The 23532-nt window shown below is 71.4% G+C and carries 22 protein-coding genes; 18 read left to right on the top strand and 4 right to left on the bottom strand.

The annotated features are described in order from the left end of the window. Positions 1-56: 56 nt before the first annotated feature. Together ACVN90_RS19805 and ACVN90_RS19810 are read right to left on the bottom strand one after the other, a co-directional pair. Positions 57-593 (bottom strand): hypothetical protein, encoded by a 537-nt coding sequence (locus ACVN90_RS19805; protein WP_475099914.1) that lies wholly within the window; start codon positions 591-593, stop codon positions 57-59. Beyond that, positions 590-2173: an MFS transporter gene (locus tag ACVN90_RS19810; RefSeq protein ID WP_475099915.1), complete on the bottom strand. Its 1584-nt coding sequence runs from the start codon at positions 2171-2173 to the stop codon at positions 590-592. Before ACVN90_RS19810 ends, ACVN90_RS19805 begins: the two co-directional genes overlap by 4 nt. A gap of 81 nt (positions 2174-2254) precedes the next feature. Here ACVN90_RS19810 and ACVN90_RS19815 point away from each other — a divergent pair, with 81 nt between their 5' ends. The 3 genes from ACVN90_RS19815 to ACVN90_RS19825 all read left to right on the top strand — a co-directional run bounded on the left by ACVN90_RS19815 (position 2255) and on the right by ACVN90_RS19825 (position 6600). Continuing rightward, positions 2255-3736, top strand: a complete 1482-nt coding sequence (locus tag ACVN90_RS19815) for an MFS transporter (RefSeq protein ID WP_475099916.1) — start codon at positions 2255-2257, stop codon at positions 3734-3736. Between the two features lie 123 nt (positions 3737-3859). Next, positions 3860-4432: a hypothetical protein gene (locus ACVN90_RS19820; protein WP_475099917.1), complete on the top strand. Its 573-nt coding sequence runs from the start codon at positions 3860-3862 to the stop codon at positions 4430-4432. Positions 4433-4554: 122 nt separating this feature from the next. Continuing rightward, complete coding sequence (locus ACVN90_RS19825; RefSeq protein ID WP_475099918.1) at positions 4555-6600, top strand: vWA domain-containing protein; 2046 nt, start codon at positions 4555-4557, stop codon at positions 6598-6600. A 78-nt stretch (positions 6601-6678) separates the two neighbouring features. Here ACVN90_RS19825 and ACVN90_RS19830 read toward each other — a convergent pair whose 3' ends face one another. Beyond that, positions 6679-7323 (bottom strand): MarR family winged helix-turn-helix transcriptional regulator, encoded by a 645-nt coding sequence (locus ACVN90_RS19830; RefSeq protein WP_475099919.1) that lies wholly within the window; start codon positions 7321-7323, stop codon positions 6679-6681. A 117-nt stretch (positions 7324-7440) separates the two neighbouring features. On the opposite strand from ACVN90_RS19830, the gene ACVN90_RS19835 reads away from it, so the two are divergent. The 14 genes from ACVN90_RS19835 to ACVN90_RS19900 all read left to right on the top strand — a co-directional run bounded on the left by ACVN90_RS19835 (position 7441) and on the right by ACVN90_RS19900 (position 21591). Continuing rightward, positions 7441-8325, top strand: coding sequence for a MarR family winged helix-turn-helix transcriptional regulator (locus ACVN90_RS19835; protein WP_475099920.1), 885 nt, complete (start codon positions 7441-7443; stop codon positions 8323-8325). Between the two features lie 213 nt (positions 8326-8538). Next, on the top strand, positions 8539-9225 hold the full coding sequence (locus tag ACVN90_RS19840) for a sirohydrochlorin chelatase (RefSeq protein ID WP_475099921.1): 687 nt from the start codon (positions 8539-8541) through the stop codon (positions 9223-9225). 391 nt (positions 9226-9616) lie between these two features. After that, a complete protein-coding gene (locus ACVN90_RS19845) occupies positions 9617-11344 on the top strand; it encodes a nitrite/sulfite reductase (protein WP_475102159.1) in 1728 nt (575 codons plus the stop codon). Between the two features lie 52 nt (positions 11345-11396). Continuing rightward, positions 11397-12140 carry a phosphoadenylyl-sulfate reductase gene (locus ACVN90_RS19850; RefSeq protein WP_475099922.1) on the top strand — a complete coding sequence of 248 codons (744 nt, stop codon included), beginning with the start codon at positions 11397-11399 and terminating at the stop codon, positions 12138-12140. Then, positions 12137-13057 carry a sulfate adenylyltransferase subunit CysD gene (cysD, locus tag ACVN90_RS19855; RefSeq protein WP_475099923.1) on the top strand — a complete coding sequence of 307 codons (921 nt, stop codon included), beginning with the start codon at positions 12137-12139 and terminating at the stop codon, positions 13055-13057. The genes ACVN90_RS19850 and cysD overlap by 4 nt, the downstream gene beginning before the upstream one ends. Further along, the gene (locus ACVN90_RS19860; RefSeq protein ID WP_475099924.1) at positions 13057-14388 is read left to right on the top strand and encodes a sulfate adenylyltransferase subunit 1; all 1332 of its coding nucleotides are present in this window, start codon (positions 13057-13059) and stop codon (positions 14386-14388) included. Before cysD ends, ACVN90_RS19860 begins: the two co-directional genes overlap by 1 nt. Positions 14389-14453: 65 nt before the next feature. Continuing rightward, entirely contained in the window at positions 14454-15515 is a 1062-nt protein-coding gene (locus ACVN90_RS19865) for an ABC transporter substrate-binding protein (RefSeq protein WP_475099925.1), read from the top strand. Positions 15516-15517: 2 nt separating this feature from the next. Beyond that, positions 15518-16363, top strand: a complete 846-nt coding sequence (locus tag ACVN90_RS19870) for an ABC transporter ATP-binding protein (protein WP_475099926.1) — start codon at positions 15518-15520, stop codon at positions 16361-16363. Continuing rightward, complete coding sequence (locus ACVN90_RS19875; protein ID WP_475099927.1) at positions 16353-17273, top strand: ABC transporter permease; 921 nt, start codon at positions 16353-16355, stop codon at positions 17271-17273. Before ACVN90_RS19870 ends, ACVN90_RS19875 begins: the two co-directional genes overlap by 11 nt. Continuing rightward, positions 17270-18085 carry a uroporphyrinogen-III C-methyltransferase gene (gene cobA, locus ACVN90_RS19880; RefSeq protein WP_475099928.1) on the top strand — a complete coding sequence of 272 codons (816 nt, stop codon included), beginning with the start codon at positions 17270-17272 and terminating at the stop codon, positions 18083-18085. The genes ACVN90_RS19875 and cobA overlap by 4 nt, the downstream gene beginning before the upstream one ends. A 40-nt stretch (positions 18086-18125) precedes the next feature. Next, on the top strand, positions 18126-19523 hold the full coding sequence (locus tag ACVN90_RS19885; RefSeq protein ID WP_475099929.1) for an FAD-dependent oxidoreductase: 1398 nt from the start codon (positions 18126-18128) through the stop codon (positions 19521-19523). Continuing rightward, positions 19520-19849 carry a ferredoxin gene (gene fdxA, locus ACVN90_RS19890; protein WP_045299416.1) on the top strand — a complete coding sequence of 110 codons (330 nt, stop codon included), beginning with the start codon at positions 19520-19522 and terminating at the stop codon, positions 19847-19849. Before ACVN90_RS19885 ends, fdxA begins: the two co-directional genes overlap by 4 nt. Further along, positions 19842-20807 (top strand): NAD(P)/FAD-dependent oxidoreductase, encoded by a 966-nt coding sequence (locus tag ACVN90_RS19895; protein ID WP_475099930.1) that lies wholly within the window; start codon positions 19842-19844, stop codon positions 20805-20807. Before fdxA ends, ACVN90_RS19895 begins: the two co-directional genes overlap by 8 nt. A 97-nt stretch (positions 20808-20904) precedes the next feature. Next, positions 20905-21591, top strand: coding sequence for a hypothetical protein (locus ACVN90_RS19900; protein ID WP_475099931.1), 687 nt, complete (start codon positions 20905-20907; stop codon positions 21589-21591). 10 nt (positions 21592-21601) lie between these two features. On the opposite strand, the gene ACVN90_RS19905 is transcribed toward ACVN90_RS19900, so the two are convergent. Continuing rightward, positions 21602-22252 (bottom strand): PadR family transcriptional regulator, encoded by a 651-nt coding sequence (locus tag ACVN90_RS19905; protein WP_475099932.1) that lies wholly within the window; start codon positions 22250-22252, stop codon positions 21602-21604. Between the two features lie 267 nt (positions 22253-22519). On the opposite strand from ACVN90_RS19905, the gene ACVN90_RS19910 reads away from it, so the two are divergent. Beyond that, complete coding sequence (locus ACVN90_RS19910; protein WP_475099933.1) at positions 22520-23530, top strand: hypothetical protein; 1011 nt, start codon at positions 22520-22522, stop codon at positions 23528-23530. Positions 23531-23532: the final 2 nt, after the last annotated feature.

Below are 23532 nucleotides of genomic sequence, written 5' to 3' on the forward strand. Positions count from 1 at the left end.
CGCCGGGGGCGCAGCATCCGTCAAATCAAAGTTGATAGGACTCGGCTCAACTTGCTTCAGATCGCGTGAGCGAGGGTCTGCAGGCCGACGACCAGGAGTCCGAGCGCGACGAGGATGGCGAGTGCGATCACCTGCTTCCACCACGCGAGGTCGGAACGGCGCACAGCGAACCAGCCGATGACCGCGAGGGTCGCGATGTAGACGATGGAGCTCGCCGTGAGGGCCGCGTCGAGCGGCATGACCTCCAGCCACGCGAGCAGGAGGAGGATGCCGGGCGTCAGGAGGGTGCCGAGCGCGCCGCCGGCGATCCGCGTCGAGATGAGGAGGTCGACGCGGCCGGGGAACGTGCGGTGCACCGAGAGGTGCGAGATCACGTCCGAGACGAAGCCCGCCGCCGTGATTCCCACCACGCCGAGGATCAGCGCCCAGAACGCGTGATCGGCTTCGGCGTGCTCGCTCGAAGCGACGACCAGCACGATCGCGAGGCCCGTGAAGGTCGCGTAGACGCGCTCCTTGAAGTAGGCGACGATCGCCTGCTCGCCGCCCTCGACCTGCTCGAGCTGGGCCCGCGCGCGGTCCGTGCGCCGGCTCACCCGCCCAGCATCCCTTCCACCGCCTCGTTCGGTTTCGGATCGGGCAGGCGGCGCATGCGGAAACCGTTGAGCACACCCAGCACCGCGGCGAGGATCGGGATGAGCAGAGCGACCTGGAGGGCGATGTGGCGCGCCTCCGTGTTGATGCGCACGACCTCGGCCGACGCCTCCGGCGGCTCGTCGGCGAGGAGCTGCTCGAGGCCGGTGTTCGACATCAGCTCCGCGTCCTCCTCGAGCACCGTGGCCACCTGCTCCTGCTGCTCGCTCGTGAGCACCGTGCTCGAGTACGCCAGCGACGTGAACGACGCCGCGAGAGTCGCGAGCATGATCGCGCCCGCGAACGCGAGGCCGAACGACAGGCCGAACGAGCCGGCGGCGGAGTTGACGCCGGCGGCCTCGCTGACCCGCTCGTCGGAGATCGGCGACAGCGTGTAGTTGTTGAGCTGCGACACCAGAAGGCCGAGACCCGAGCCGGCGATGATGAGCGGGATGGTGAGCCACCACCCTGTGTCGGCGACGGGCACCAGCGGCACGATGGCGATGAGGCCCACCGCGGCGAGCGAGAACCCGAGCAGGATGAGGTTCGCGGGGCGCCCCTTGGCCCGGCGGCCGGCCCAGATCGCGACCGCGAACATGCTGAGCGACAGCGGCGCGATCGACAGACCGGCCTGCAGCGCGTTGTACTCGAGCACCATCTGCAGGTAGAGCGGAAGCACGATCATCGTGCCGCCGAGGGCGATCTGCTGCAGCAGCTGCCCGCTCACACCGGTGCGGAACGGCTTCGACGAGAACAGCGCCGGGTCGAGGAGGACCGGCTTGCCCTTCTTCTTGCGCGAGTTGAGCCACCACGCCAGGCCGCCGAGCGCGACGGCACCGAGGCCGATGATGATGCCGACGTAGCCGCCACCCTCTTGCCAGACCAGGATGCCGAGCACGACGCCGCCCATGCCGATGACCGACAGGGCCGCGCCCACGAGGTCGATGGAACGATCGCCCGTGTACTTGACGTCCTTCACGAGGCCGATGCCGAGCAGCACGATCGCGATGATGACCGCCTCGAGGCCGAAGGCGACACGGTACGACCAGAAGGTGGTGATGAAACCGCCGAGGAGCGGCCCGACGGCGGCCGCGATCGCCGCCGATGCACCGACCAGCGCGTAGACGCGCTTCTGGTGAGCGCCGGCGAAGTTGCCGTGGATGAGGGATTGCATCGAGGGGAGGAGAAGGGATGCCCCGATCCCGCCGATCACCGCCCAGAAGATGATGACGGCGGTCAGGCTCGTGGCGAACGTCATCGCGACCGCGCCGACCGCGTAGCCGAGCAGGCCCAGGATGTACGCCAGCTTGCGCCCGATGAGGTCGCCGGTCTTGCCGCCGATGAGGATGAATGCCGCCGAGACCAGGGCTTCAAGGGCGATCGCGCCCTGCACGCCGCTGGCGGTCGTGCCGAGCTCCTTCACCACCGCCGAGATCGAGACGTTCATGATCGACGTGTCGACCACGAGCACGAACATCGCCATGGCGAGAAGGATGGCCAGGCGAGCGTTGAAGGTCGTCTCGGGCGAGGTTTCCCCTGTCATGAACGAAGCAAACCATCACGGCGCTCGCGAGCGCTACTTTGATTCCGCACCAGTTCACCGAAGGGCCCTACTGTGACCGACATGAGCTCACCCGCCCCCGGACCCGACGAGCCCGGCAGGCCCTCGCAACCCGGCACCCCGGCGGGATCCGGCCCTTCGCCGGAGCACGTGCTGTCGACCGCCGCCCTCCACACCGACGGCCTCGACGACACCCCGGTGCCCCGGCGGCGCGTGTTCGCGTGGGCGCTGTGGGACTGGGCGACACAGCCCTTCAACTCGGTCATCCTGACGTTCGTCTTCGTCTCGCTGTACCTGGTGTCGGATGCCTTCCTGCCGGCCGACGTCGCTGCCCAGAACGCGGACGGCGACATGGTCTGCTCGAGCGCGGCGGACGCCGGCACGGCGTACTGCGGCGCCCTCGCCGATCTGTCGGAGTGGTACGGCTGGGTCACCTTCGCCGCCGGCATCCTGATCCTGCTGCTGGCGCCCGTGCTGGGTCAGCGTGCCGATGCGGCCGGCACCAAGAAGCGCTGGGTGGTGGGCGCGACCGCGGTGCTCGCGCTCCTGCAGTTCGCGCTGTTCTTCGTCTACTCCGAGCCGCAGTTCTTCTGGCTCGGCGCGATCCTCGTCGCCCTCGGATCCGTCTCGTCCGAGATCGCGGGCGTCAACTACAACGCGATGCTCGTGCAGGTCTCGACTCCGAAGACGATCGGTCGCGTGAGCGGCCTCGGCTGGGGCATGGGCTACATCGGCGGGATCCTCGCGCTCGCGCTCGTCGTCGTGCTCAACACGGTCGGCTGGTTCGGCCTCGACGTGTCGGACGGCCTGGCCTACCGCCTCATCGCGGTCGGCGCGGCGGTGTGGACCGTGCTCTTCGCGCTGCCGTTCGTCTTCCTCGTGCCCGAGTCGCCGGCGGACCCGGGGCGCCGGAAGGTCGGGTTCTTCGAGGGCTACGTCGTGCTGGTGCACGACATCGTCGCGCTCTTCCGCGAGCACCGGCCGACGTTCTGGTTCCTCATCGCGAGCGCCGTCTACCGCGACGGCCTCGCGGGCGTCTTCGCGTTCGGCGGCGTGCTCGCCGCGGTGTCGTTCGGGTTCAGCGCGACCGAGGTCATCGCCTTCGGCATCGCCCTGAACCTCGTCGCCGGCGTCTCGACGATCATCGCCGGCCGTCTCGACGACCGCTTCGGGGCGCGCGCGGTCATCATCACCGCGCTCACGATCCTCATCGTCAGCGCGCTCTTCGTCTTCTTCCTGCGCGAAGGCGGCAAGCCGGTGTTCTGGGTGGGCGGCATCATCCTCTCGGCCGCCGTCGGACCGGCGCAGGCGTCGAGCCGGTCGCTGCTCGCGCGGGTCACCCCGACGGGCATGCAGGGCGAGGTCTTCGGCCTCTACGCGACGACGGGCCGCGTCATGAGCTTCCTGTCGCCGCTCCTGTGGGCGCTGTTCATCGGCTGGTTCGGCGCGACCCACTACGGCATCCTCGGCATCGTGATCGTGCTGCTCGTCGGGCTCCTGCTGCTGATCCCCGTGAAGCTGCGACCCAAAGACATCGCCCGCTGACCGCAGCGGATCGATCCCGCCGGCCGGCGGGGGCGCAGCATCCGATACCCTCACTCTCGGGCATCGTGCGCACGGGGGGTCGTCGCGCACGCGTGCCTCACCTCGCCGAACCCGAGAGGCACCGTGACGACCCCGCTGATCCAGCGCCAACGCGCCGAGCGCCTGCGCGCCGCGCGTCACCGCCGAGCGGTCGCGTACTGGTGGGTGCTGATCGCGTGGCTGCTGTCGATCTGGATCGGCACGTCGGTCGTCCCGAACTCGTGGCTGCACGCGCCGGCGCTGTTCGGCCATCTGGCCTCGGTGATCGTGGGACTCGGTGCGGCCGTGCTGCTGGAGATGAGCGGACTGCTCTGGATGCTGCGCCGCACCTCGCTCGACGACCTCCGGCGCACCGAGCCCCCGGTGACAGCACTGGCATGGCTGGGCATCGCGGGTCTGTTCGCCACAGGTGCGTTCCTGCAGCCCGATCTCTCACAGCCCCTGACCGCGGTCAAGATGATCGCCGTGCTGATCGCCGCGATGAACGGCGTCGCGATGACGAGGCTGACCGACGAACTCGACCGTCTGCCGGGGGCGGTGCGCTTCTCGTCACTGCCGACCCGGCTGAAGTTGTGGTGCGTCTGGAGCGCCGTCGTATCGCAAACCGCCTGGTGGACGGCCGTTCTGATCGGCATGCTGAACACTGCTTCACGGTGATCTCACGGTTTTCTCCCGCTCGTCTCGCACCTGCACTCGGGCTAGGCTGTGGCCTTACCGGACTACCCGGCCGGTGACCCCCCGCCCGGCTTCACGGCCGCACCCGCTTTGAGGATGCCCCCATGCGCGATGGAACGCGCGGCGACGAGGACGTCCCTGGCCCCCGCAGGGGCCAGACCTCCCACCCGAAGACCGCACCGATGCCCTCGGCCTCTTCGCCGACCCCTTCTCCCACCTTCTCGACCCCCGCTGCGGCGTCGAAGCCCGCGAAGCCGTCCGCGATCGACGAGCGCCGTGAGCGCCGCCGCAAGCGCCGCCGTCAGGCGATCATCGCGACGACCATCATCGGCATCGTGGTGCTCGTCGGCTCGATCGGCACGGTGTCTTACGCGATCATCTCGAACCTCGCCGGCGCCGAACAGCCGGCCGCCGCTCCCGCTCCTGAGGCGCCGGCCGTCGCCGAGCCGATCGTCTTCCCCGAGGACGAGCCCGCCGCCACCGCCGGCGCAGAGCCCTGCGCGACCGTCCAGGTGCTGTCGTCGTTCGAGAACGCCGAGATGGCGGAGGGCCTCGCCGCCGCCTACAACAGCCAGCCGCGCAACGTCGCGGGCTCGTGCGTGACGGTGACCACCGCCCGCGAGAAGTCGGGTGTGGCCGCCGCTGTCGTGGCGACGGGCTTCCCGAACCTCGCCGACGACCAGAAGCCCACCGTGTGGCTCCCCGACTCGTCGACCTGGGTCGACGTGGCGCAGGCCGAGGGCGCCACCAACCTCCGCGCCGAGGGCACGAGCGTCGCGCTCTCCGACATCGTGCTCGCGATGCCCGTGGGCCTGGCTGAGGCGATCGGATGGGATGCCGAGGCCCCGACGTGGACCGAGATCTTCGAGTCCGCGGGCGACCCCGACCTCTGGAGCGGCCTCGGCCACCCCGAGTGGGGCGCGTTCAAGCTGGGCAAGACGAGCCCGCTCGTCGCGACGAGCGGCGAGGCCGCGATGTTCGCGTCGTACGGCACCGCCGCCGGATCGATGACCGACTTCACCGCCGCCCAGGTGCAGGACCCCGCCGTGCAGGCCGAGGTGCACGAGAACGAGACCGCGACGAGCCACTACATGGCGACGCCCGAGCACTTCCTCTGGCACGCGCGCCAGGCCGAGGCATCCGGTTCCGCCGCCGACTTCCTCTCGGCGGTCATCGTCGACGAGAAGTCGGTATGGGACTACAACCGCGGCATCACGAGCCGCGACGGCATCACGCGCACGCAAGCCGATCCGCCGGCGGAGCAGCTCGTGCCGATCTACCCCGCCGACGGCTACTACACGGCCGACAACCCCGTCATGCGCCTCACCGGCGGGTGGATCGACCCGGTCGAGTCCGAGGCGGCGGCGGACTTCATCCGCTTCACGCATACCGCGCAGGGCCAGGCCGCCGTTCGTGCAGCCGGCTACCGCGACCTCAACCGCGACCTCGACGAGGGCGTCCAGCAGGTCGGACAGCTCGACGGCGACCAGGGCGGCATGCTCGCCTTCCCCGGTGCCGACGTCGTGACCGCCGTGCAGGCGTCGTTCCCCGACGTCCGCAAGCGCGCGAACGTGCTGTTCCTCCTCGACGTGTCGGGCTCGATGGACGAGCCCATCTCGGCCAGCGACACGAAGCTCACGCAGGCCCGCAAGGCGATCGAGGCGGCCCTCGGCCACTTCACGAACGGCGACGACGTCGGCCTCGCCGCCTTCGCGCAGGCTCCCGACGGCGCGATGGTGCCGGGACTCGTGTCGCCGGTCTCCGACATCGGCGCGTCGCGCGACGGCTTCCTCGGCGCACTCGGCGGCATCACCTCGATGGGCGACACCCCGCTCTACCAGGCGGTCGACACCTTCGCCGCGCAGCAGGCGGCGTCGTGGTCGAGCGACCACATCAACGCCATCGTGCTGCTCTCGGACGGCGAGAACGACGCCCCGAACGCCCCCACGATCGGCGCCGAGCAGATGCTCGCGAACCTCAAGGACATGCACCACGCCACGCCGGTGCTCATCTTCACGCTCGCGTACGGCGCCGACGCCGACGTGGCGACGCTGCAGTCGATCTCGAGCGCCACGGGCGCGCACTACTACGACGCGACAGACCCGTCGAAGCTCGAGGCCGTGCTCGGCGACCTCGTCACCAGCTTCTGATCGCGGCCGGGGTACCGGTCGTTGAGCGAGCTTGCGAGTCGAAACGCGCCGAATCAGCGGGTAACAGTGGGCCCGCGACTATGACGCGCCAGGCCAGGAATCCGCGAGCTTCGTGAGCAGGCGCGCGAGCTCGGCGCGCTCGGCGTCGGTGAAGGCTGCGAGCGCCGCATCGATCGCCTCGCGCCGCTCGCCGCGGAAGCCGCGCACCAGGCGGGTGCCGGTGTCGGTCAGCGCGACCCGCGTGCGGCGAGCGTCGTCGGGGTCGGCCTCGCGCCGCACCAGATCCAGTGCGACGGCCTGCTGCACGAGGCGCGACGCCCGCGGCTGATCCACGCCCACGGCGTCGGCGATCTCCCCCACCGAGAGGGGATGGGATGCTGCGGCCAGCGCCTCGAGGAGCCTCATGCGGGCCGGACCACCGAAGCGACCGCCGCCGGCCCAGGGCGGTGCGCCGAACCCGGGGCCCGGTCCCCCGCGACCCCACGGACCGCCGCGACCCCACGGACCGCCGCGACCCGAGAAGCCGTGGATCGAGCCGTCGGCGTGGATGTGCTCTGAACCATCGGCTGCGTGCCCGTGGGGTCCGGCGTGGCCATGCGCGCGCGGGCCCGCGGAGTGCGGACCGGGGCCCTCCATCCACGGCGGACGAGGGCCTCGTCGCCCGCGGAGGCGGGCGAGGGCGGCGGCGATCGCGTCGGACGGGTCGTCGGGAGTGGACGGCATCCTCCCAATTTACATGCGACTTGACATGGATCTGGAATGCATGTCACACTGCATGTACATGCACTTCGACATGTATCACCCGGCGGCCCTCCGCGCCGCCCCCGAAAGGACTTCCCCATGAACGACATCAACGACAACGAAGACAACGACCCCCGCCCCACCGACCAGCGCCCGCTCGGCTACTGGCTGCGCGCGGTCGACGGACTGCTGACGCGCGAGTTCGCGACGGCGCTCGAGGCCGAGGGCATCTCGCGCCGCGATTGGATGCTGCTGAACGTGCTGTCGGGCGACATCGACGCCCCGGAGTTCCGTGAGCGCATCGCCCGCAAGGGCAAGCGCCTGCGCGGCCTCGAGGAGCGCGGCTGGGTCGAGGAGCAGGGCGACGGAACGTGGACCCTGACCGACCTCGGCCGCGCCGAGAAGGAGCGCATCGGCGCGATCGTCGATGCGCTCCGTGCCCGCGTGGTCGCCGCCGTCGGCGACGACGAGGCCTATGCGGCTCTCACCGGCTCACTCGAGGCGATCGCCCGGGAGCTGGGCTGGGACGAGAACGCCGCCGGCCGCGAGCGCGGCTTCGGCGGGTTCGGGCGCCCCGGCTTCGGCCCCGGTTTCCGTCCGGGCTTCGGTCCTGGGTTCGGCGGCTTCGGCCCTGGTTTCGGCGGGCGTCCGCGCCCGTTCGACCCCGACACCCACGACGGGTACGGCCGGAACCGCCACCGCGGCTTCGCTCCCGGGCGCCCCGGCCACCCCGCCGAGCGCTTCGACGAGCCGATGCGCGGCTACGGCGACGAGGCCTGCCACGGCCACCACCCGCACGCCGGCCACAGCCACCACGACCACGGCCACGCGCACGGCCACCACGGCCACGGCCACACGCACGGCCACCGCGGCGAGCACGGCGGTCACGGTCACCACGGCCGCGGCGGTCGCCGGTCGCAGCAGGCGTACGAGCGCGGCTTCGACGCCGGCTTCGCACGCGGCCGGGAGTCCGGCGCGGCCTGAGCCGCAGCATCCATCCCCCGAAGGGTGGTCCCGCACACGCCGGACCGCCCTTCGGCGTTTCATCCCGCGGTCCAGGTTTCGCTGGAGACCCAGCGTGAACGCCTGCGAAGTCCGGACATCGCACGGCGACGGGGCGACGGGGGACGGGGGACGGAGGGGACGACGGACGACGCCGTCACATGGGCGTCACACGCGCGGGGCACAATGGGCGACATGACCCGCCCCGCGCTCCTCGCCATCTCGCACGGCACGTCGTCGCCCGCGGGGCAGGCGGCGGTCGCCGCACTCGTGGATGCGGTCGCGCGGCGACTGCCCGACGTCACGGTGCGGCTCGGGCACGTGGACGTGCAGCAGCCGGATGTCGCGGCATCCCTCGACGCGATCCCGGCGGGGATGCCCGTCGTCATCGTGCCGCTGCTGCTCTCGGCGGGCTATCACGTGCGCGTCGACCTCATCGAGCAGTCCGCGGGGCGCGAGGGCGTCGTGATCGCCCCGGCGCTCGGTCCCGACCCGCGCCTCGTCGATGCGCTGCTCGCCCGCCTGCACCCCCTCGGCCCCGACGACGCCCTCGTGCTCGCGGTGGCCGGCTCCACCGACGACCGCGCGAACGAGGACTGCCGGGAGATCGGACGGATGCTGCGCGCCCGCGTCGACCGCGAGGTCACGGTCGGCTTCCTCGCCGCTGCCGACCCCCGCGTCGACGTCGCCGTCGCCGAGGCCTCAGCCCACGCCGAGCGCGTCGTCGTCGCGGACTACCTCCTCGCGCCGGGCTACTTCCACGACCTCGCCGTGAGGCTTGCCGCCGGCGCCCCCGTCGCGCCGCCGCTGCTCGGCGACGACGAACCGCCGGCAGCCCTCGTCGACATCGTGGTCGATCGCTACAACGAAGCCGCCGCGTAGCGCAGCCCGGACACCGGGCTCCCCCGCCGCCGCCCCGTCCCGTCGCCGCGACTCGCGGCGTTCCGACCGAGTCGACGCGTTCCGCGCGCTCGGAACACCTCGACTCGGTCGGATCGCATCGACCCGGGTTCGCCCCGCCCCCGCGGAGGGGTGCGCCCCGGCGACTCGGTCGGAACGCATCGACCCGGGTTCCTCGAGGCGACCGGCGACGATCTCGGATCGAGTCCACAAAGGCCCGCACCCGCAACTGTGTGACGCCCCGTTACGTCGGTTAACGCCTCTTGACGCTCGGATAGGTCTGACGCCCGCTCGCTTCTAGATTCACGGAATGGACTCGATAGGGTCCCGCCCGGGGGACGCCTCGGGTTTCACACCGGAGGCCACCGTGACCATCAGCGACACCGAAGCGCTCGCCGGCGCCGACCGCCCGCGCGCGGCCGTGCGCCCGCCGCGCCCGTCGTCGAAGCCGAACGGCCAGTGGAAGGTCGACGGCACCTCCCCGCTCAACGGCAACGAGGAGTGGAAGCAGGTCGACAACGGCCTGAGCGTGCGCGACCGCATCGAGAACGTCTACTCGAAGGGCGGCTTCGCGTCGATCGACCCGACCGACCTGCACGGCCGCTTCCGCGTCTGGGGCCTCTACACTCAGCGCAAGCCCGGCATCGACGGCGGCCGCACCGCGACCCTGACGCCCGAAGAGCTCGAGGACGAGTACTTCATGATGCGCGTGCGCATCGACGGCGGCCAGCTCACCACCGAGCAGCTGCGCGTCATCGCCGACATCTCCACCGACTTCGCCCGCGGCACCGCAGATCTCACCGACCGCCAGAACGTGCAGCTGCACTGGGTGCGCGTCGAGGACGTGCCCGAGATCTGGCGCCGCCTCGAGGCGGTCGGCCTCGGCACGACCGAGGCGTGCGGTGACGTTCCCCGCGTCATCCTCGGCTCGCCTGTCGCCGGCATCTCGGCCGACGAGCTCATCGACCCGACCGCGCAGATCGACGAGATCACGTCGCGCTTCATCGGCGATGAGTCGCTCGCGAACCTGCCGCGCAAGTTCAAGTCCGCGATCACCGGCCATCCCAGCCAGGATGTCGTGCACGAGATCAACGACGTCGCATTCGTCGCGGTCGAGCACCCCGAGCTGGGTGTCGGGTACGACCTGTGGGTCGGCGGCGGCCTCTCGACCACCCCGCGTCTCGCCGAGCGCCTCGGCGTCTTCGTCTCGCCGGAGCGGGTGGCAGAGGCGTGGCACGGCGTCGCGCAGATCTTCCGCGACTACGGCTACCGGCGCCTGCGCAACAAGGCGCGCCTGAAGTTCCTGCTCGCCGAGTGGGGGGCCGAGAAGTTCCGCCAGGTGCTGCAGGACGAATACCTCGGCTACGCGCTGCCCGACGGCCCCGCCGCCCCGAAGCCGCTCACGCAGGGCGACCACGTCGGCGTGCACAAGCAGAAGGACGGCCGCTTCTACATCGGTGCGACGCCGATCGTCGGCCGCGTGTCGGGCCCGACGCTCGCCAAGCTCGCCGACCTGCTCGAAGCCCACGGCTCGACGCGCCTGCGCACGACGCCGCACCAGAAGCTCGTGTTCCTCGACATCGCCGAAGAGAACGTGGAGCCGTTCATCGCGGGCCTCGACGAGCTCGGCCTCTCGGCCCGCCCGAGCCTCATCCGCCGTGGCACCATCGCCTGCACCGGCATCGAGTTCTGCAAGCTCGCGATCGTCGAGACCAAGGCGTACGCGACGGCCGCGGTGCTCGACCTCGAGAAGCGTCTCGAGCAGTTCGAGTTGCCGCATCCGATCTCGCTCCACGTCAACGGCTGCCCGAACTCCTGTGCGCGCATCCAGACCGCCGACATCGGCCTCAAGGGCCAGCTCGTCACGATCGACGGCGAGCAGGTGCCGGGCTACCAGGTGCACCTGGGTGGCGGGCTCGTGAACGCCGACCGCGACGACGCCGGCCTCGGCCGCACCGTGCGAGGTCTCAAGGTCGCCGCCGACGGCATCGCCGACTACACCGAGCGCGTCGTCAAGCGGTTCCTCGCCGAGCGCGATGTCGACGCCGACGAGACGTTCGCCCAGTGGGCGCACCGCGCCGAAGAGGAGCATCTCCAATGAGCGCCGCTGCGCGATGCGGCGAAGCTGACGCCGCCGGAAAGGGGCCGACCCAGTGACCGTCTCCCTCGCACCCCGCGTCGGGACCAAGCGCACGCACGAAGAGCTGAAGGCCCTCGCCGAGCAGGGCAACCTCGAGCTCGGCAGCCTCACCGAGCACGAGGCATCCGCTGCCGACGTGGTCGCGTGGGTCGCACGCAATTTCGGGACGGATGCTGCCGCCGTCGCCTGCTCGATGGCCGACGCCGCTCTCCCCCACCTCGTGGCCGAGCAGCTGCCCGGCGTCGACGTGCTCTTCCTCGACACCGGCTACCACTTCACCGAGACGTACGCGACGCGCGACGAGGTGCAGCGCGCGCTCGATGTGCGGATCGTCGACATCACCCCCGACCAGACCGTGGCCGAGCAGGACGCCGAGTTCGGCGCGAAGCTGTTCGAGCGCGACCCGGGACTGTGCTGCGCGCGCCGCAAGGTCGCGCCTCTGCAGGACGCGCTCGGAGGCTACGAGGTGTGGTTCACGGGCGTGCGCCGCGACGAGGCGCCGACCCGCACGAACACCCCGCTCGTGACGTGGGACGAGCGCAACGGTCTGGTCAAGGTCAACCCGGTCGCGGCGTGGAGCTTCGACGACGTCCTGTCCTACGCCGCCGCGCACAAGGCACCGGTCAACCTGCTCGTCGGGTTCGGCTACCCCTCGATCGGCTGCGAGCCGTGCACGAAGCCGGTCGCGCCCGGCGAAGACCCCCGGTCCGGCCGCTGGGCCGGCTCCTCGAAGACCGAATGCGGGCTCCACGAATGACCCTCCCGAACACCGCAGCCCCCACGGCGCTCTCGACCCTCGACCTGCTCGAGGCCGAGGCCATCCACGTCATCCGCGAGGTCGTCGCCGAGTTCGAGCGGCCCGTGCTGCTGTTCTCCGGCGGCAAGGACTCCGTCGTCGTGCTGCACCTCGCCACGAAGGCGTTCGCGCCGGGCAAGGTTCCGTTCCCGGTGCTGCACGTCGACACCGGCCACAACTTCCCCGAGGTCATCGCCTTCCGCGACGAGACCGTCGAGCGTCTCGGCATCCGTCTCGAGGTCGCCAAGGTGCAGGACTACATCGACGACGGCCGCCTGCAGGAGCGCGCCGACGGCACCCGCAACCCGCTGCAGACGCTGCCGCTGCTCGACGCGATCGCCGCCGGCCGCCACGACGCCGTCTTCGGCGGCGCGCGTCGTGACGAAGACAAGGCGCGCGCCAAGGAGCGCATCATCTCCCTGCGCGACGAGTTCGGCCAGTGGGACCCGCGCAACCAGCGCCCCGAGCTCTGGAGCCTGTACAACGGCCGCCACACGCCGGGTCAGCACGTGCGCGCGTTCCCGATCTCGAACTGGACCGAGCTCGACGTCTGGCGCTACATCGAGCGCGAGGGCATCGCGCTGCCGCCGCTGTACTTCGCGCACGAGCGCGACGTGTACGCCCGCGACGGCATGTGGCGCCCCGTCGGCCCGTTCTCGCCGCCGCGCGAGAACGAGACGGTCGAGCGCCGCACGGTGCGCTACCGCACGGTCGGCGACATGAGCTGCACCGGAGCGGTCGAATCGGATGCTGCGGACCTCGCCGCGATCGTCGCCGAGGTGGGCATCTCCACCATCACCGAGCGCGGTGCGACGCGCGCCGACGACCGCCTCAGCGAGGCGGCCATGGAGGACCGCAAGAAGGACGGGTACTTCTGATGACCGCGACCACTCTGGCTCCCGCCGACACCCTGGCCGCGCAGCCGACGCTGTTCCGGTTCGCGACGGCGGGCTCGGTCGACGACGGCAAGTCGACGCTCGTCGGCCGCCTGCTGCACGACTCGAAGGCGATCCTCGCCGACCAGCTCGAGCAGGTCGCCCGCACCTCCGCCGACCGCGGCTTCGCGCACGGCGCGTTCGACTTCGCGCTCCTCACCGACGGCCTGCGCGCCGAGCGCGAGCAGGGCATCACGATCGATGTCGCGTACCGCTACTTCTCCACGGGCGCGCGGTCGTTCATCCTCGCCGACTGCCCCGGGCACGTGCAGTACACGCGCAACATGGTCACCGGCGCGACGACCGCCGACGCCGTGATCGTGCTCGTCGACGGCCGCAAGGGCGTGCTCGAGCAGACCAAGCGGCACCTCGCCGTCGTGGCCCTGCTGCGCGTTCCCCACGTCATCGTCGCGGTCAACAAGATCGATCTCGTCGGCTTCTCGCAGGAGACGTTCGCCGAGGTCGCCGCCCAGGCCGAGGCCGTCGCGGCCGAGCTCGGGATCGAGGACCTGCACGTCATCCCGGTGTCGGCGCTCGAGGGCGACAACATCGTCGACCGCTCGGAGCGCACGCCCTGGTACGAGGGTCCGGCGCTGCTCGAACTGCTCGAGACACTCCCGGCCGCCGATGAGGCCGAGCGCGAGCTCGAGCCGCTCCGCCTGCCCGTGCAGCTCGTGCTGCGCCCGCAGGGCGGCCTGGCTCCGGGCATCGACCCCGCCGAGGCCGAGCGCCTGCGCGACTACCGCGCCGTCGCCGGTCGCATCTCGAGCGGCGTCGTGCGCGTGGGCGACCGGGTCGAGATCTTTCCGGCCGGCTCGACGACCACGGTCACCGGCATCCGTGCGGCGGGTGCCGAGGTCGAGGAGGCGACGGCTCCGCAGTCCGTCTCCCTCGAGTTCGACCGCGACATCGACACCGCGCGCGGCGCGCTCGTGGTCGCCGCCGGGACGCTCCCGGCAGGGCGACGCGAGTTCGACGCGGAGCTGTTCCAGCTCGACGCGCGGGCGCTCACCCCCGGCATCCGTGTCCTGGTCAAGCACGGCACCGCTACCGTGCAGGCCATCGTCGCGCAGATCGAGTCGCGCTACGACCTCGATGCGCTCACGCACGAGCCGGCACAGACACTCCAGACCAACGACATCGGCCGCGTGCGGCTGCGACTGGCGAGCGACCTGCCGCTCGAGCCGTACGCCACCAGCCGCCATGGGGGCTCGTTCCTCGTGATCCATCCGTCCGACGGCGCCACGCTCGCCGCCGGCATCGTGCGCGACTGAGCCTGTCGAAGCCTGGCCTCGCGCCCACCCCGCACCCGCAACACCGAAACGAAGGAGGCGACACCGTGAACAAGATCCGCACCGCGACAGCACTCACAACCCTGGGACTCGTGGCAGCGATGATGGCCGGCTGCGCCTCCGCCACGGCGGAGCCGGGCGACGCGGCCCCGGTGACCGAACTGCGCCTGGGCTACTTCGCGAACGTGACCCACGCGCCGGCGCTGGTCGGCCTCGAGGAGGGCCTGATCCAGGACGCGCTGGGCGATGTGGAGGTGACCACGCAGGTGTTCAACGCGGGACCGGCCGCGATCGAGGCGCTGTCGGCGGGCGCGATCGACGCGACCTACATCGGCCCGAACCCGTCGATCAACACCTTCATCCAGTCCGGTGGGCAGTCCGCCCGGATCATCGCGGGCGCCGCGACCGGCGGCGCCGCGCTGGTGGTCCGCGACGGCATCGACACCCCCGCCGACCTGGACGGCACGACGATCGCGACCCCGCAGCTGGGCAACACACAGGACGTCGCCGCCCGGGTGTGGCTCGCCGACCAGGGGTACGCCACCGACACCTCCGGCGGCGGGGACGTGCAGATCACCCCGACCGAGAACGCGCAGACCCTGACGCTGTTCCAGGACGGCCAGCTGGACGGCGCGTGGCTGCCGGAGCCGTGGGTGTCACGGCTGATCGTGGACGCCGGCGCGCACGTGCTGCAGGACGAGGCCGAGCTGTGGCAGGACGGGCAGTTCCCCACCACCGTGCTGCTGGTGCGCACCGAGTTCCTCGAGGAGCACCCCGACGTGGTCGCCGACCTGCTGCAGGGTCACGCGGCCGCGGTGCAGTGGATCGCGGACCACCCGGCCGACGCGCCGGCTGTGATCAACGGGGCGATCGAGAAGGAGACCGGCAAGCCGCTCGCCGACGCCGTCATCACCCGGGCCTTGGAGCACGTGTCGTTCTCCGTCGACCCGCACGCCGACACCTTCCAGACCCTGGTCGCCAACGGCATCGAAGCGGGCACCCAGAAAGACGGCTCCATCGACGGCCTGTTCGACCTCACCCTGCTCAACCAGCAGCTCGAAGCCGCCGGCGAAGAACCCGTCTCCGCCGCAGGACTCGGCAAGGACTGAACATGAGCACCTCACCCGTCAACGCCTCGGCGCCCGCCTCCGCGGGCACGACGAAGCCGCTCGCCCCGAGCTTCGACAGCGTCACGCCGGTGCCGGTCGCGGCGCCCGCGCCTGCACCAGCGGTGCGGATCGACGGCGTCTCCAAGCGCTTCGGCTCCGGTCCGATCGTGCTCGAAGACGTCTCTCTCGACATCGCCCCCGGCGAGTTCGTGTGCCTGCTGGGGGCGTCGGGCTGCGGCAAGTCGACGCTCCTGAACCTCGTCGCCGGCCTCGACAAGCCCAGCGCAGGTCGCATCGAGACCCCCGCCGAGGGCTCGGCCGTGATGTTCCAGGAGTCGGCGCTCATGCCCTGGCTCACTGCCCGCAAGAACGTCGAGCTCGCACTGCGCCTGCGCGGTGTTCCCCGCGGCGAGCGCCGCGAGAAGGCGCTGGCCCTCCTCGACACCGTGAACCTCGCGGATGCCGCCGAGAAGCGCCCGCACGAGCTCTCGGGCGGCATGCGCCAGCGCGTCGCGCTCGCCCGTGCCCTCGCGCAGGACCGGCCGGTGCTGCTGATGGACGAGCCCTTCGCCGCGCTCGACGCCATCACGCGCGACCTCCTCCACGAGGAGCTCGAGCGCGTGTGGCGCGCGACCGGCCGCACCATCGTGTTCGTCACGCACAACGTGCGCGAGGCCGCGCGCCTCGGTCAGCGCGTCGTGCTGCTCGGCAGCCGCCCCGGCCGCGTCGTGCAGCAGTGGCAGATCACGAAGACCACCGGCCGGCGCATCGAGTCGCCCGAGGTCGCCGCCCTCTCGGTGGAGATCACCGAGCAGCTGCGGAAGGAGATCCGCCGCAATGCCGCATGACACCGTGACCCTCTCGAAGACCGAAGTCGCAGCATCCGCTCATTCGGATGACCTGCGCTCGCTCGAAGCCGGTCTCGACCGCCTGCAGACCGACGCCGAGCGCGGCCCGAACCGCTGGCGCCGCCTCGCGCAGAGCGTCGTGCCGCCGATCGTTTTCGTCATCCTCCTCATCGTCGCGTGGCAGCTCTACGTCGTGATCGCCGAGCCGCGCCCCGACAAGGTGCCCAGCCCCCTCGACGTGTGGAACGCACTCGGACTGGCCTGGGACACCGGGCGCCTGCAGGAGGCCGTCGCGACGAGCCTCGAGCGCGGCATCGCCGGCTTCCTCATCGCGATCGTCGTCGGCACGCCCCTCGGGCTGCTGCTGGCCGAGGTGCGTCCCATCCGCCGCGCGGTCGGACCGATCATCTCGGGCCTGCAGGTACTGCCCTCGGTGGCGTGGGTGCCTGCCGCCATCATCTGGTTCGGCCTGTCGGACGCCACCGTCTACTTCGTCATCCTCATGGGCGCCATCCCGTCGATCGTCAACGGCCTCATCGCCGGCATCGACCAGGTGCCCCCGCAGCTGCGCCGCGTCGGCACGGTGCTGGGCGCTTCGCGCTGGCAGCTGGCCACCTCGGTGATCCTGCCGGCCGCCCTGCCCGGCTACCTGGCCGGCCTCAAGCAGGGCTGGGCGTTCTCGTGGCGCTCGCTCATGGCGGCAGAGATCATCGCGACGGGCGGCTCGATCGGCTTCGGCCTCGGCTCGATGCTGCAGCAGTCGCGCGAGCTGGCCGATCTCGCCGGCGTGCTCGCGACCATCATCCTGATCCTCGCGATCGGCATCCTCATCGAGCTCGTCTTCTTCGGGCCGCTCGAGCGACGGATGCTGAAGCGCCGGGGCCTGCTCATCACGGGAGGCGCCCGATGACCCTTCGACAGGCTCAGGACGGCGCCGGCAAGGTGTGGCTCGTCGGCGCCGGACCCGGCGATGCGGGCCTGCTCACCGTGAAGGGGCTCCGCGCCCTGGAGGCGGCCGACGTCATCGTGGCCGACCGGCTCGGGGCGCGCGCCGTGCTCGACGGGCTGGCGGCCGACGGCGTCGAACTCCGTGCCGAGGTCGTCGACGTGGGCAAGCGCCCCGGCCACCACGCGGTGCCGCAGGACGCCATCAACGCGCTGCTCGTCCACCTCGGCCAGGAGGGCAAGACCGTCGTCCGGCTCAAGGGCGGCGATCCCTACGTCTTCGGCCGCGGCGGCGAGGAGCTGCACGCGTGCCAGGAGGCCGGGGTGGCGGTCGAGGTCGTGCCCGGCATCACCAGCGCCATCTCGGTGCCCGCGATCGCCGGCATCCCGCTCACCCACCGGGGCGTCGCGACCGCGTTCACCGTCGCCACCGCCCACGACCAGATCGAGTCGCTCGGCGGCGGCCGTGACCACACCGTCGTGCTGCTCATGGGCATCGGCACCCTCGCGAACTCCGCGATCACCCTGTCTCGCGGCGAGCGCGGTGCAGATTGCCCTGTCGCGGTCGTGGAGGATGGGTACGGACCCCGCCAGCGGGTCACGGTCGGCACACTCGCCACCATCGCGCACCAGGCCGCGGAACGAGGCATCCGTTCTCCCGCCGTCGTGGTCGTGGGCGACGTCGTGCGGCTCAGCCCGTACGCGCCCGCCGAACTCGCGACCCTCGATCTCTCCCAGTACGACCCGCTCACTCCGCGGCGCCGCCGGCACGCCTGACCGGCCCCGCGCTCTTCCGCCTGACCCGAAAGAAACCACTGTGACTTCTTCGAGCCTCCAGAACCTCCGCGTCGCGATCGTCGGCGCGGGTCCCGCCGGCATCTACGCGGGCAACATCCTCACCAACTCGGTCGTCGAGGCGGGCGGAACCGTCGCCATCGACCTGTTCGAGTCGCTCCCCGCGCCCTACGGCCTGATCCGCTACGGCGTCGCGCCCGACCACCCCCGCATCAAGGGCATCGTCAACTCGCTGCACGAGATGCTGGATGCCGGCACCACGCGCTTCATCGGCAACGTCGAGGTCGGCCGCGACATCTCGATCGACGAGCTGCAGGAGCGCTACGACGCCGTGATCCTCGCGACCGGCGCGATCCGTGACGCCGCTCTCGACATCCCCGGCATCGACCTCGAGGGCTCGTACGGCGCCGCTGACTTCGTGGCGTGGTTCGACGGCCACCCCGACGTCCCGACCGAGTGGACGCTCGACCAGCCCGAGGTCGCGGTCATCGGCAACGGCAACGTCGCGCTCGATGTCGCCCGCGTGCTCGCAAAGCACGCCGTCGACCTGCGGTCGACCGAGATCGCCGACAACGTGCTCGCCGGACTCGAAGCCTCCGCCGTCACCGACGTGCACGTCTTCGGCCGCCGCGGCCCCGCCGACATCAAGTTCACGCCCATCGAGCTGCGCGAGCTCGGCGAGGTGCCGAACGTCGACATCGTCGTGCACGACGAGGACTTCGCGTACCTCGAGGGCCTGGTGCCGTCGAACAACCAGCTGAAGGTCATGCTCCGCATCCTCCAGAGCTGGCGCACGCGCGAGTCGACCGGCGCGAGCCGCCGCCTGCACCTGCACTTCTACCACTCGCCCGTCGAGGTGCTCGGCGACGGCAAGGTCTCCGGCCTCCGCTTCGAGCGCACCGAGCCGACCGGCGAGGGCAGCGCGGTGCAGGGCACCGGGGAGTTCCGCGAGATCGCGGTGCAGCAGGTCTACCGCGCCGTCGGCTACTACGGCACGCCGGTCATCGACGCGCCGTTCGACGAGAAGGCCGGCGTCGTCTCGAACGTCGAAGGACGGGTGAAGGATGCTGCGGTCACGGGCGACGTCGACGCCCCGGTGATCGCCGGGCTCTACGCCACGGGCTGGATCAAGCGCGGACCCGTCGGCCTCATCGGCCACACGAAGTCCGACGCGATGGAGACCATCGCGCACCTCGTGTCGGACGTCGAGGCCGGGCGCCTGTCGGCCCCGATCGTGGACGGCGACGTGCTCGATGTGCTCGAGGAGCGCGACGTGGCCTTCACGACGTGGGACGGCTGGCTCGCCCTCGACGCGCACGAGCGCTCGCTCGGCGCCGAGCACCTCCACACGCGCGAGCGCGTCAAGGTCGTGCCCCGCGACGAGCAGGTCGCGATCTCGCGGGGAGCGCTCGTCAAGTGACGTACGTGATCGCCCTGCCGTGCGTCGATGTGAAGGACCGCGCCTGCATCGACGAGTGCCCGGTGGACTGCATCTACGAGGGTGAGCGGTCGCTGTACATCCACCCCGACGAGTGCGTCGACTGCGGCGCCTGCGAGCCGGTGTGCCCGGTCGAGGCGATCTACTACGAAGACGACCTGCCCGAGGAATGGCAGGACTACTACACCGCGAACGTCGAGTTCTTCGACGACATCGGGTCGCCCGGCGGTGCGGCCAAGACCGGCGTCATCGCGAAGGACCACCCGGTCATCGCGGCGCTTCCTCCCCAAGGAGACGGCCATGACTGATTCCACACCTGCCGCACCGTCGACCGAGGTCGATGTCGTCATCATCGGCGGCGGCCCCGCAGGGCTGTCGGCGGCGCTCAACCTCGGGCGCGCCCGCGCGTCGGTGGTGCTCCTCGACGCCGGTCGTCCCCGCAACGCCGCGACCCTCCGTTCGCACGGGTTCCTCACGCGGGACGGCGTGCCTCCGCTCGAGCTGCGCAAGCTCGCGCGCGCCGAGCTCGCCGCCTACCCCGACGTGCAGGTGTTCGACCGCACCGTGGTGACGGCGCTGCAGGAGCGCGACTGCGGTGAAGGGCTCCGCTTCCTCGCGGCGCTGCAGGGCCGGGGCGCCGGCATCCCGCCGGCCGTCTCCGCACGCTCGGTGCTCATCGCGACCGGCCTGCGTGAGACGCTCCCCGCCATCCCGAGCCTCCGGGCCTTCTACGGCATGACCGTGTTCAGCTGCGCCGCGTGCGACGCGTGGGAGCTGCAGGACCGGCGGCTCGCCCTGATCGGCGAGACCCGCGACCTCGCCGCACGCGCCCGGCTCATCGCCCGCTGGACCGACAAGCTCACCGTCTTCACCAATGGGACCGACGCCGTCGACACGGTCGAAGAGGCCGAGCTCGCAGCATCCGGGATCGTCGTCGAACGACGGGTCATCGACGACCTCGAGGGCGACCGCGGCACCGTCACCGCCGTGCGGCTCGTCGACGGCGCGCGGGTCGAGATCGACGGCGGGTTCGTGCGGCCCCAGTGGCACCCCGCCCTCGACTTCGTCGGCGGCATCGACCTCGAGCGCGACGGGTTCGGCAACCTGGTCACCGACCGCTCAGGTCGTACGTCGGTACCGGGTCTCTATGCGGCAGGGGATGCTGCCTCCCCGGGTCCGCAGCAGCTCATCGTCGCCGCGGGCCAGGGTGCCCGGGCGGCCGCCGTGCTCGTGCACGATCTCGTCGGGGTGAGCACCGCCCACTGAGGTCGCGGGCGCTCTCGAGGGTGCGCCGCGGGATGTTCATCGATCGGACACCTGGGCGTTCCGCTTCCGGTCGCCGCGGTCGACGAAGATGTCGCCGATGTCCGACGACCTCGCCGACGATTCGGCTGCCGAGCTGAAGGCTCTGCGGCTGCGCGCCTACGGACCCGACGCCGACATCGACGGCGATGCGCGGGCGCTGAGCCGGCTGCGCGAGCTCGAAGCGCGAGCCGTCGGCGCACGGGGGGATGCGTCCCCTGTTGTCGCCGACACGGCACCCCGGGCGACGGAACCGGGCGAAGCACCTGCCGCTGCCGCCGTGGTGACGACGCCTTGGTGGGAGAGGCACCGCACGCTCCTGTGGGGTGGGTCGCTGCTGATCGCGGTGCTCCTCGGGGCTGCCGTCGCCTCGGTGCAGTTGCCGGCGGGTCCCGAACAGGTCGCGGTGCTCGGCGAGGACGCCGACGGGCTGTGGCCGGAGCAGATGTGGGGTGCGCGGCCGCCCGACGGTGTGACGTTCGAGGAGTACCTCGGCCTCACCGCGATCGCCTCTGCCCGCGACTTCGGCAACGGCACCAACAGCACGTGCCTGTGGGTGTACGACTCCGATTCCGTCAACTTCGGTCTGTCGGCCGGGTCGTGCACCGCCGGCTCGGCTCCCACGTCGACGACGATCGCCGTCACCCCGCAGGCACCCCCGGCACTGCTCGAGGAGTTCGCCGCAGGCACCACCCTGCAGTTCGTCCGCGACGGCGATCGCGTGATCGTCTACGCGCAGCGCCCGTAGCAGCCGGACGTCACCGCTCGCCGGTGTCGCCGGCGGTCAGCGCCTCGCGGCCGGGCGCCAGCATGTCGTGCACCTGCCCGCCGTGGGTGTGGGCGGGCGCGACCGTGTCGGGCCAGTCCGCGATCTGCTGCTCGGCCCAGTCCGCCCACGAGATGATGTGCTCGTAATGGCCGATCATGAACGTGTTCGCGAGGGCGAACAGGTGCTTGCGCTCGGGGAAGGTGCCGCCGGTTGCGCTGATGAACGCGGCATACCGCGCGAACATCTCGCGGTTCGCGAGCGCCTGCTCCCGGGTGCGGGCGAGCGTCGCACGCAGATCCTCGAGCGAACCCTGGTCCGACAGGAGCACCCGCACCATGCCCTCGAACTCGACGGTCGGTGGGCGCACGGGAGTGCGCAGCCATGCGGCGAGAGCCTCGCGCCCCTCGGAGGTGATCGAGTAGATCGTGCGGGCGCGCTTGCCGGTGTGCTCCTGGCGGGTCTCGACGAATCCGGCGTTATGGAGGCGGTTGAGCACGGCGTAGCGGCCGCGGTCGGCGGACGGCCAGAGCTCCGAGACACCTCGCCCCAGCTGCTCGGCGAGCTGGTACGCCGACCAGTCGCGCCCGGCCAGCAGGCCCAGCGTGAGGTACCCCGTGACCGTGGGTTCGCGTTCGGGCACCGCCAAGCTCCTTCCCCGCCGGCACTCGGGTCGCCGTCGCGGAACGAAAAGGTTATCCCGCGGACGTGGGAACGACCTTATACTGCAGATTGCAGTAAACGTCGGCGCGGCATCCTGTGTGGGGCTGCGCCGCGGGTGAGCCTGACGTGTGGGGACGGGGTCTCACCGCGCGGCGGGCGATCTGGGGATCGCCCGCCGCACATCTCCGTGCGACACTGGCACCGGGCTGGGGGCGCGACGATGCGCCGCGGGGAGAGGATCGCTGTGATGTCTACGCCGACCGACTCCTCGCGCGACGAGCTCGCCGCGCTGCGCGAGCGCGCGTACGGCCGTGACGCCGACATCCTCGACGACCCCGTCGCCATGGCCCGGCTGAGCGAGCTCGAGGAGCGGGCGGCGGCAGTCAGCGCGGCGACCATCGCGGCGAGCGTTGCGCGGACGCGCATCCCGATCAACGGCGGATCCTCTCGTGGGACAGCCGTCGGGCTCGACGGCGAGGGCTCGGAGCCGCCGGGGCTCGTCGCGCGTGACCTGGACGGACCGGATGCCGCGGTCTCCCCGATCACGACGGGTCGCGACGGTGACGACTCCCCCGCGCCGGCGGCTGTCAGCGTTGTCGACGCAGGGACGGATACCGGCGGGACGGTCCCCATGCCCCCTCCGGTCACCGCTGGCGCATCGGCCGGAGCCTCCGGGCGCGTGGGACCCGCTGCGGATTCAGCGAGCGACGTCGGTGACGACGCCCTCGACGCCCTCGACCCTGAGGCCGCGGGTGCCGACGGGACCGCGCCGACCCGCCGGTGGTGGCGGCGCATCCCGGTGCTGTGGGCCGCCTCGGTCGTCGCCGCGGTGTTCGTCGGCGTCGGGCTGACGGTGCTGGTGCAGAGCATGGAGGCCGGCAGGGTGGGCGTCCTGCAGGTCGATCCGGAGGCGGAGTGGCCCGAGGACGTGTGGGCGGGGGAGACCGACGACTCACGTGCCTTCGAGACCTTCTACGGACTGACGGTGCTGTCGCAGCCGCAGCTGACGGGTGATGGAACCCAGCGGCCGGTCCCGTGCCTCATCGTCTTCAGTGGGGTGGGCCGGAATCCCTCGTACCTCGGCGGTTCGTGCGGCGCAGGCGAGTTCCCCGCACAGGCGGCCTTCGTCGTCGGCCGGCAGGCTCCGTCGGAGCTGCGCGACCGCTTCCCGGTGGGAACCGCACTGCAGTTCGTGCTCGACGGCGAGCAGGTGCACGTGTACGCACGCGAGCCGGGCATCGTCGAGCCCACGCCCTGAGC

This window comes from Microbacterium sp. F01 (assembly GCF_056156365.1).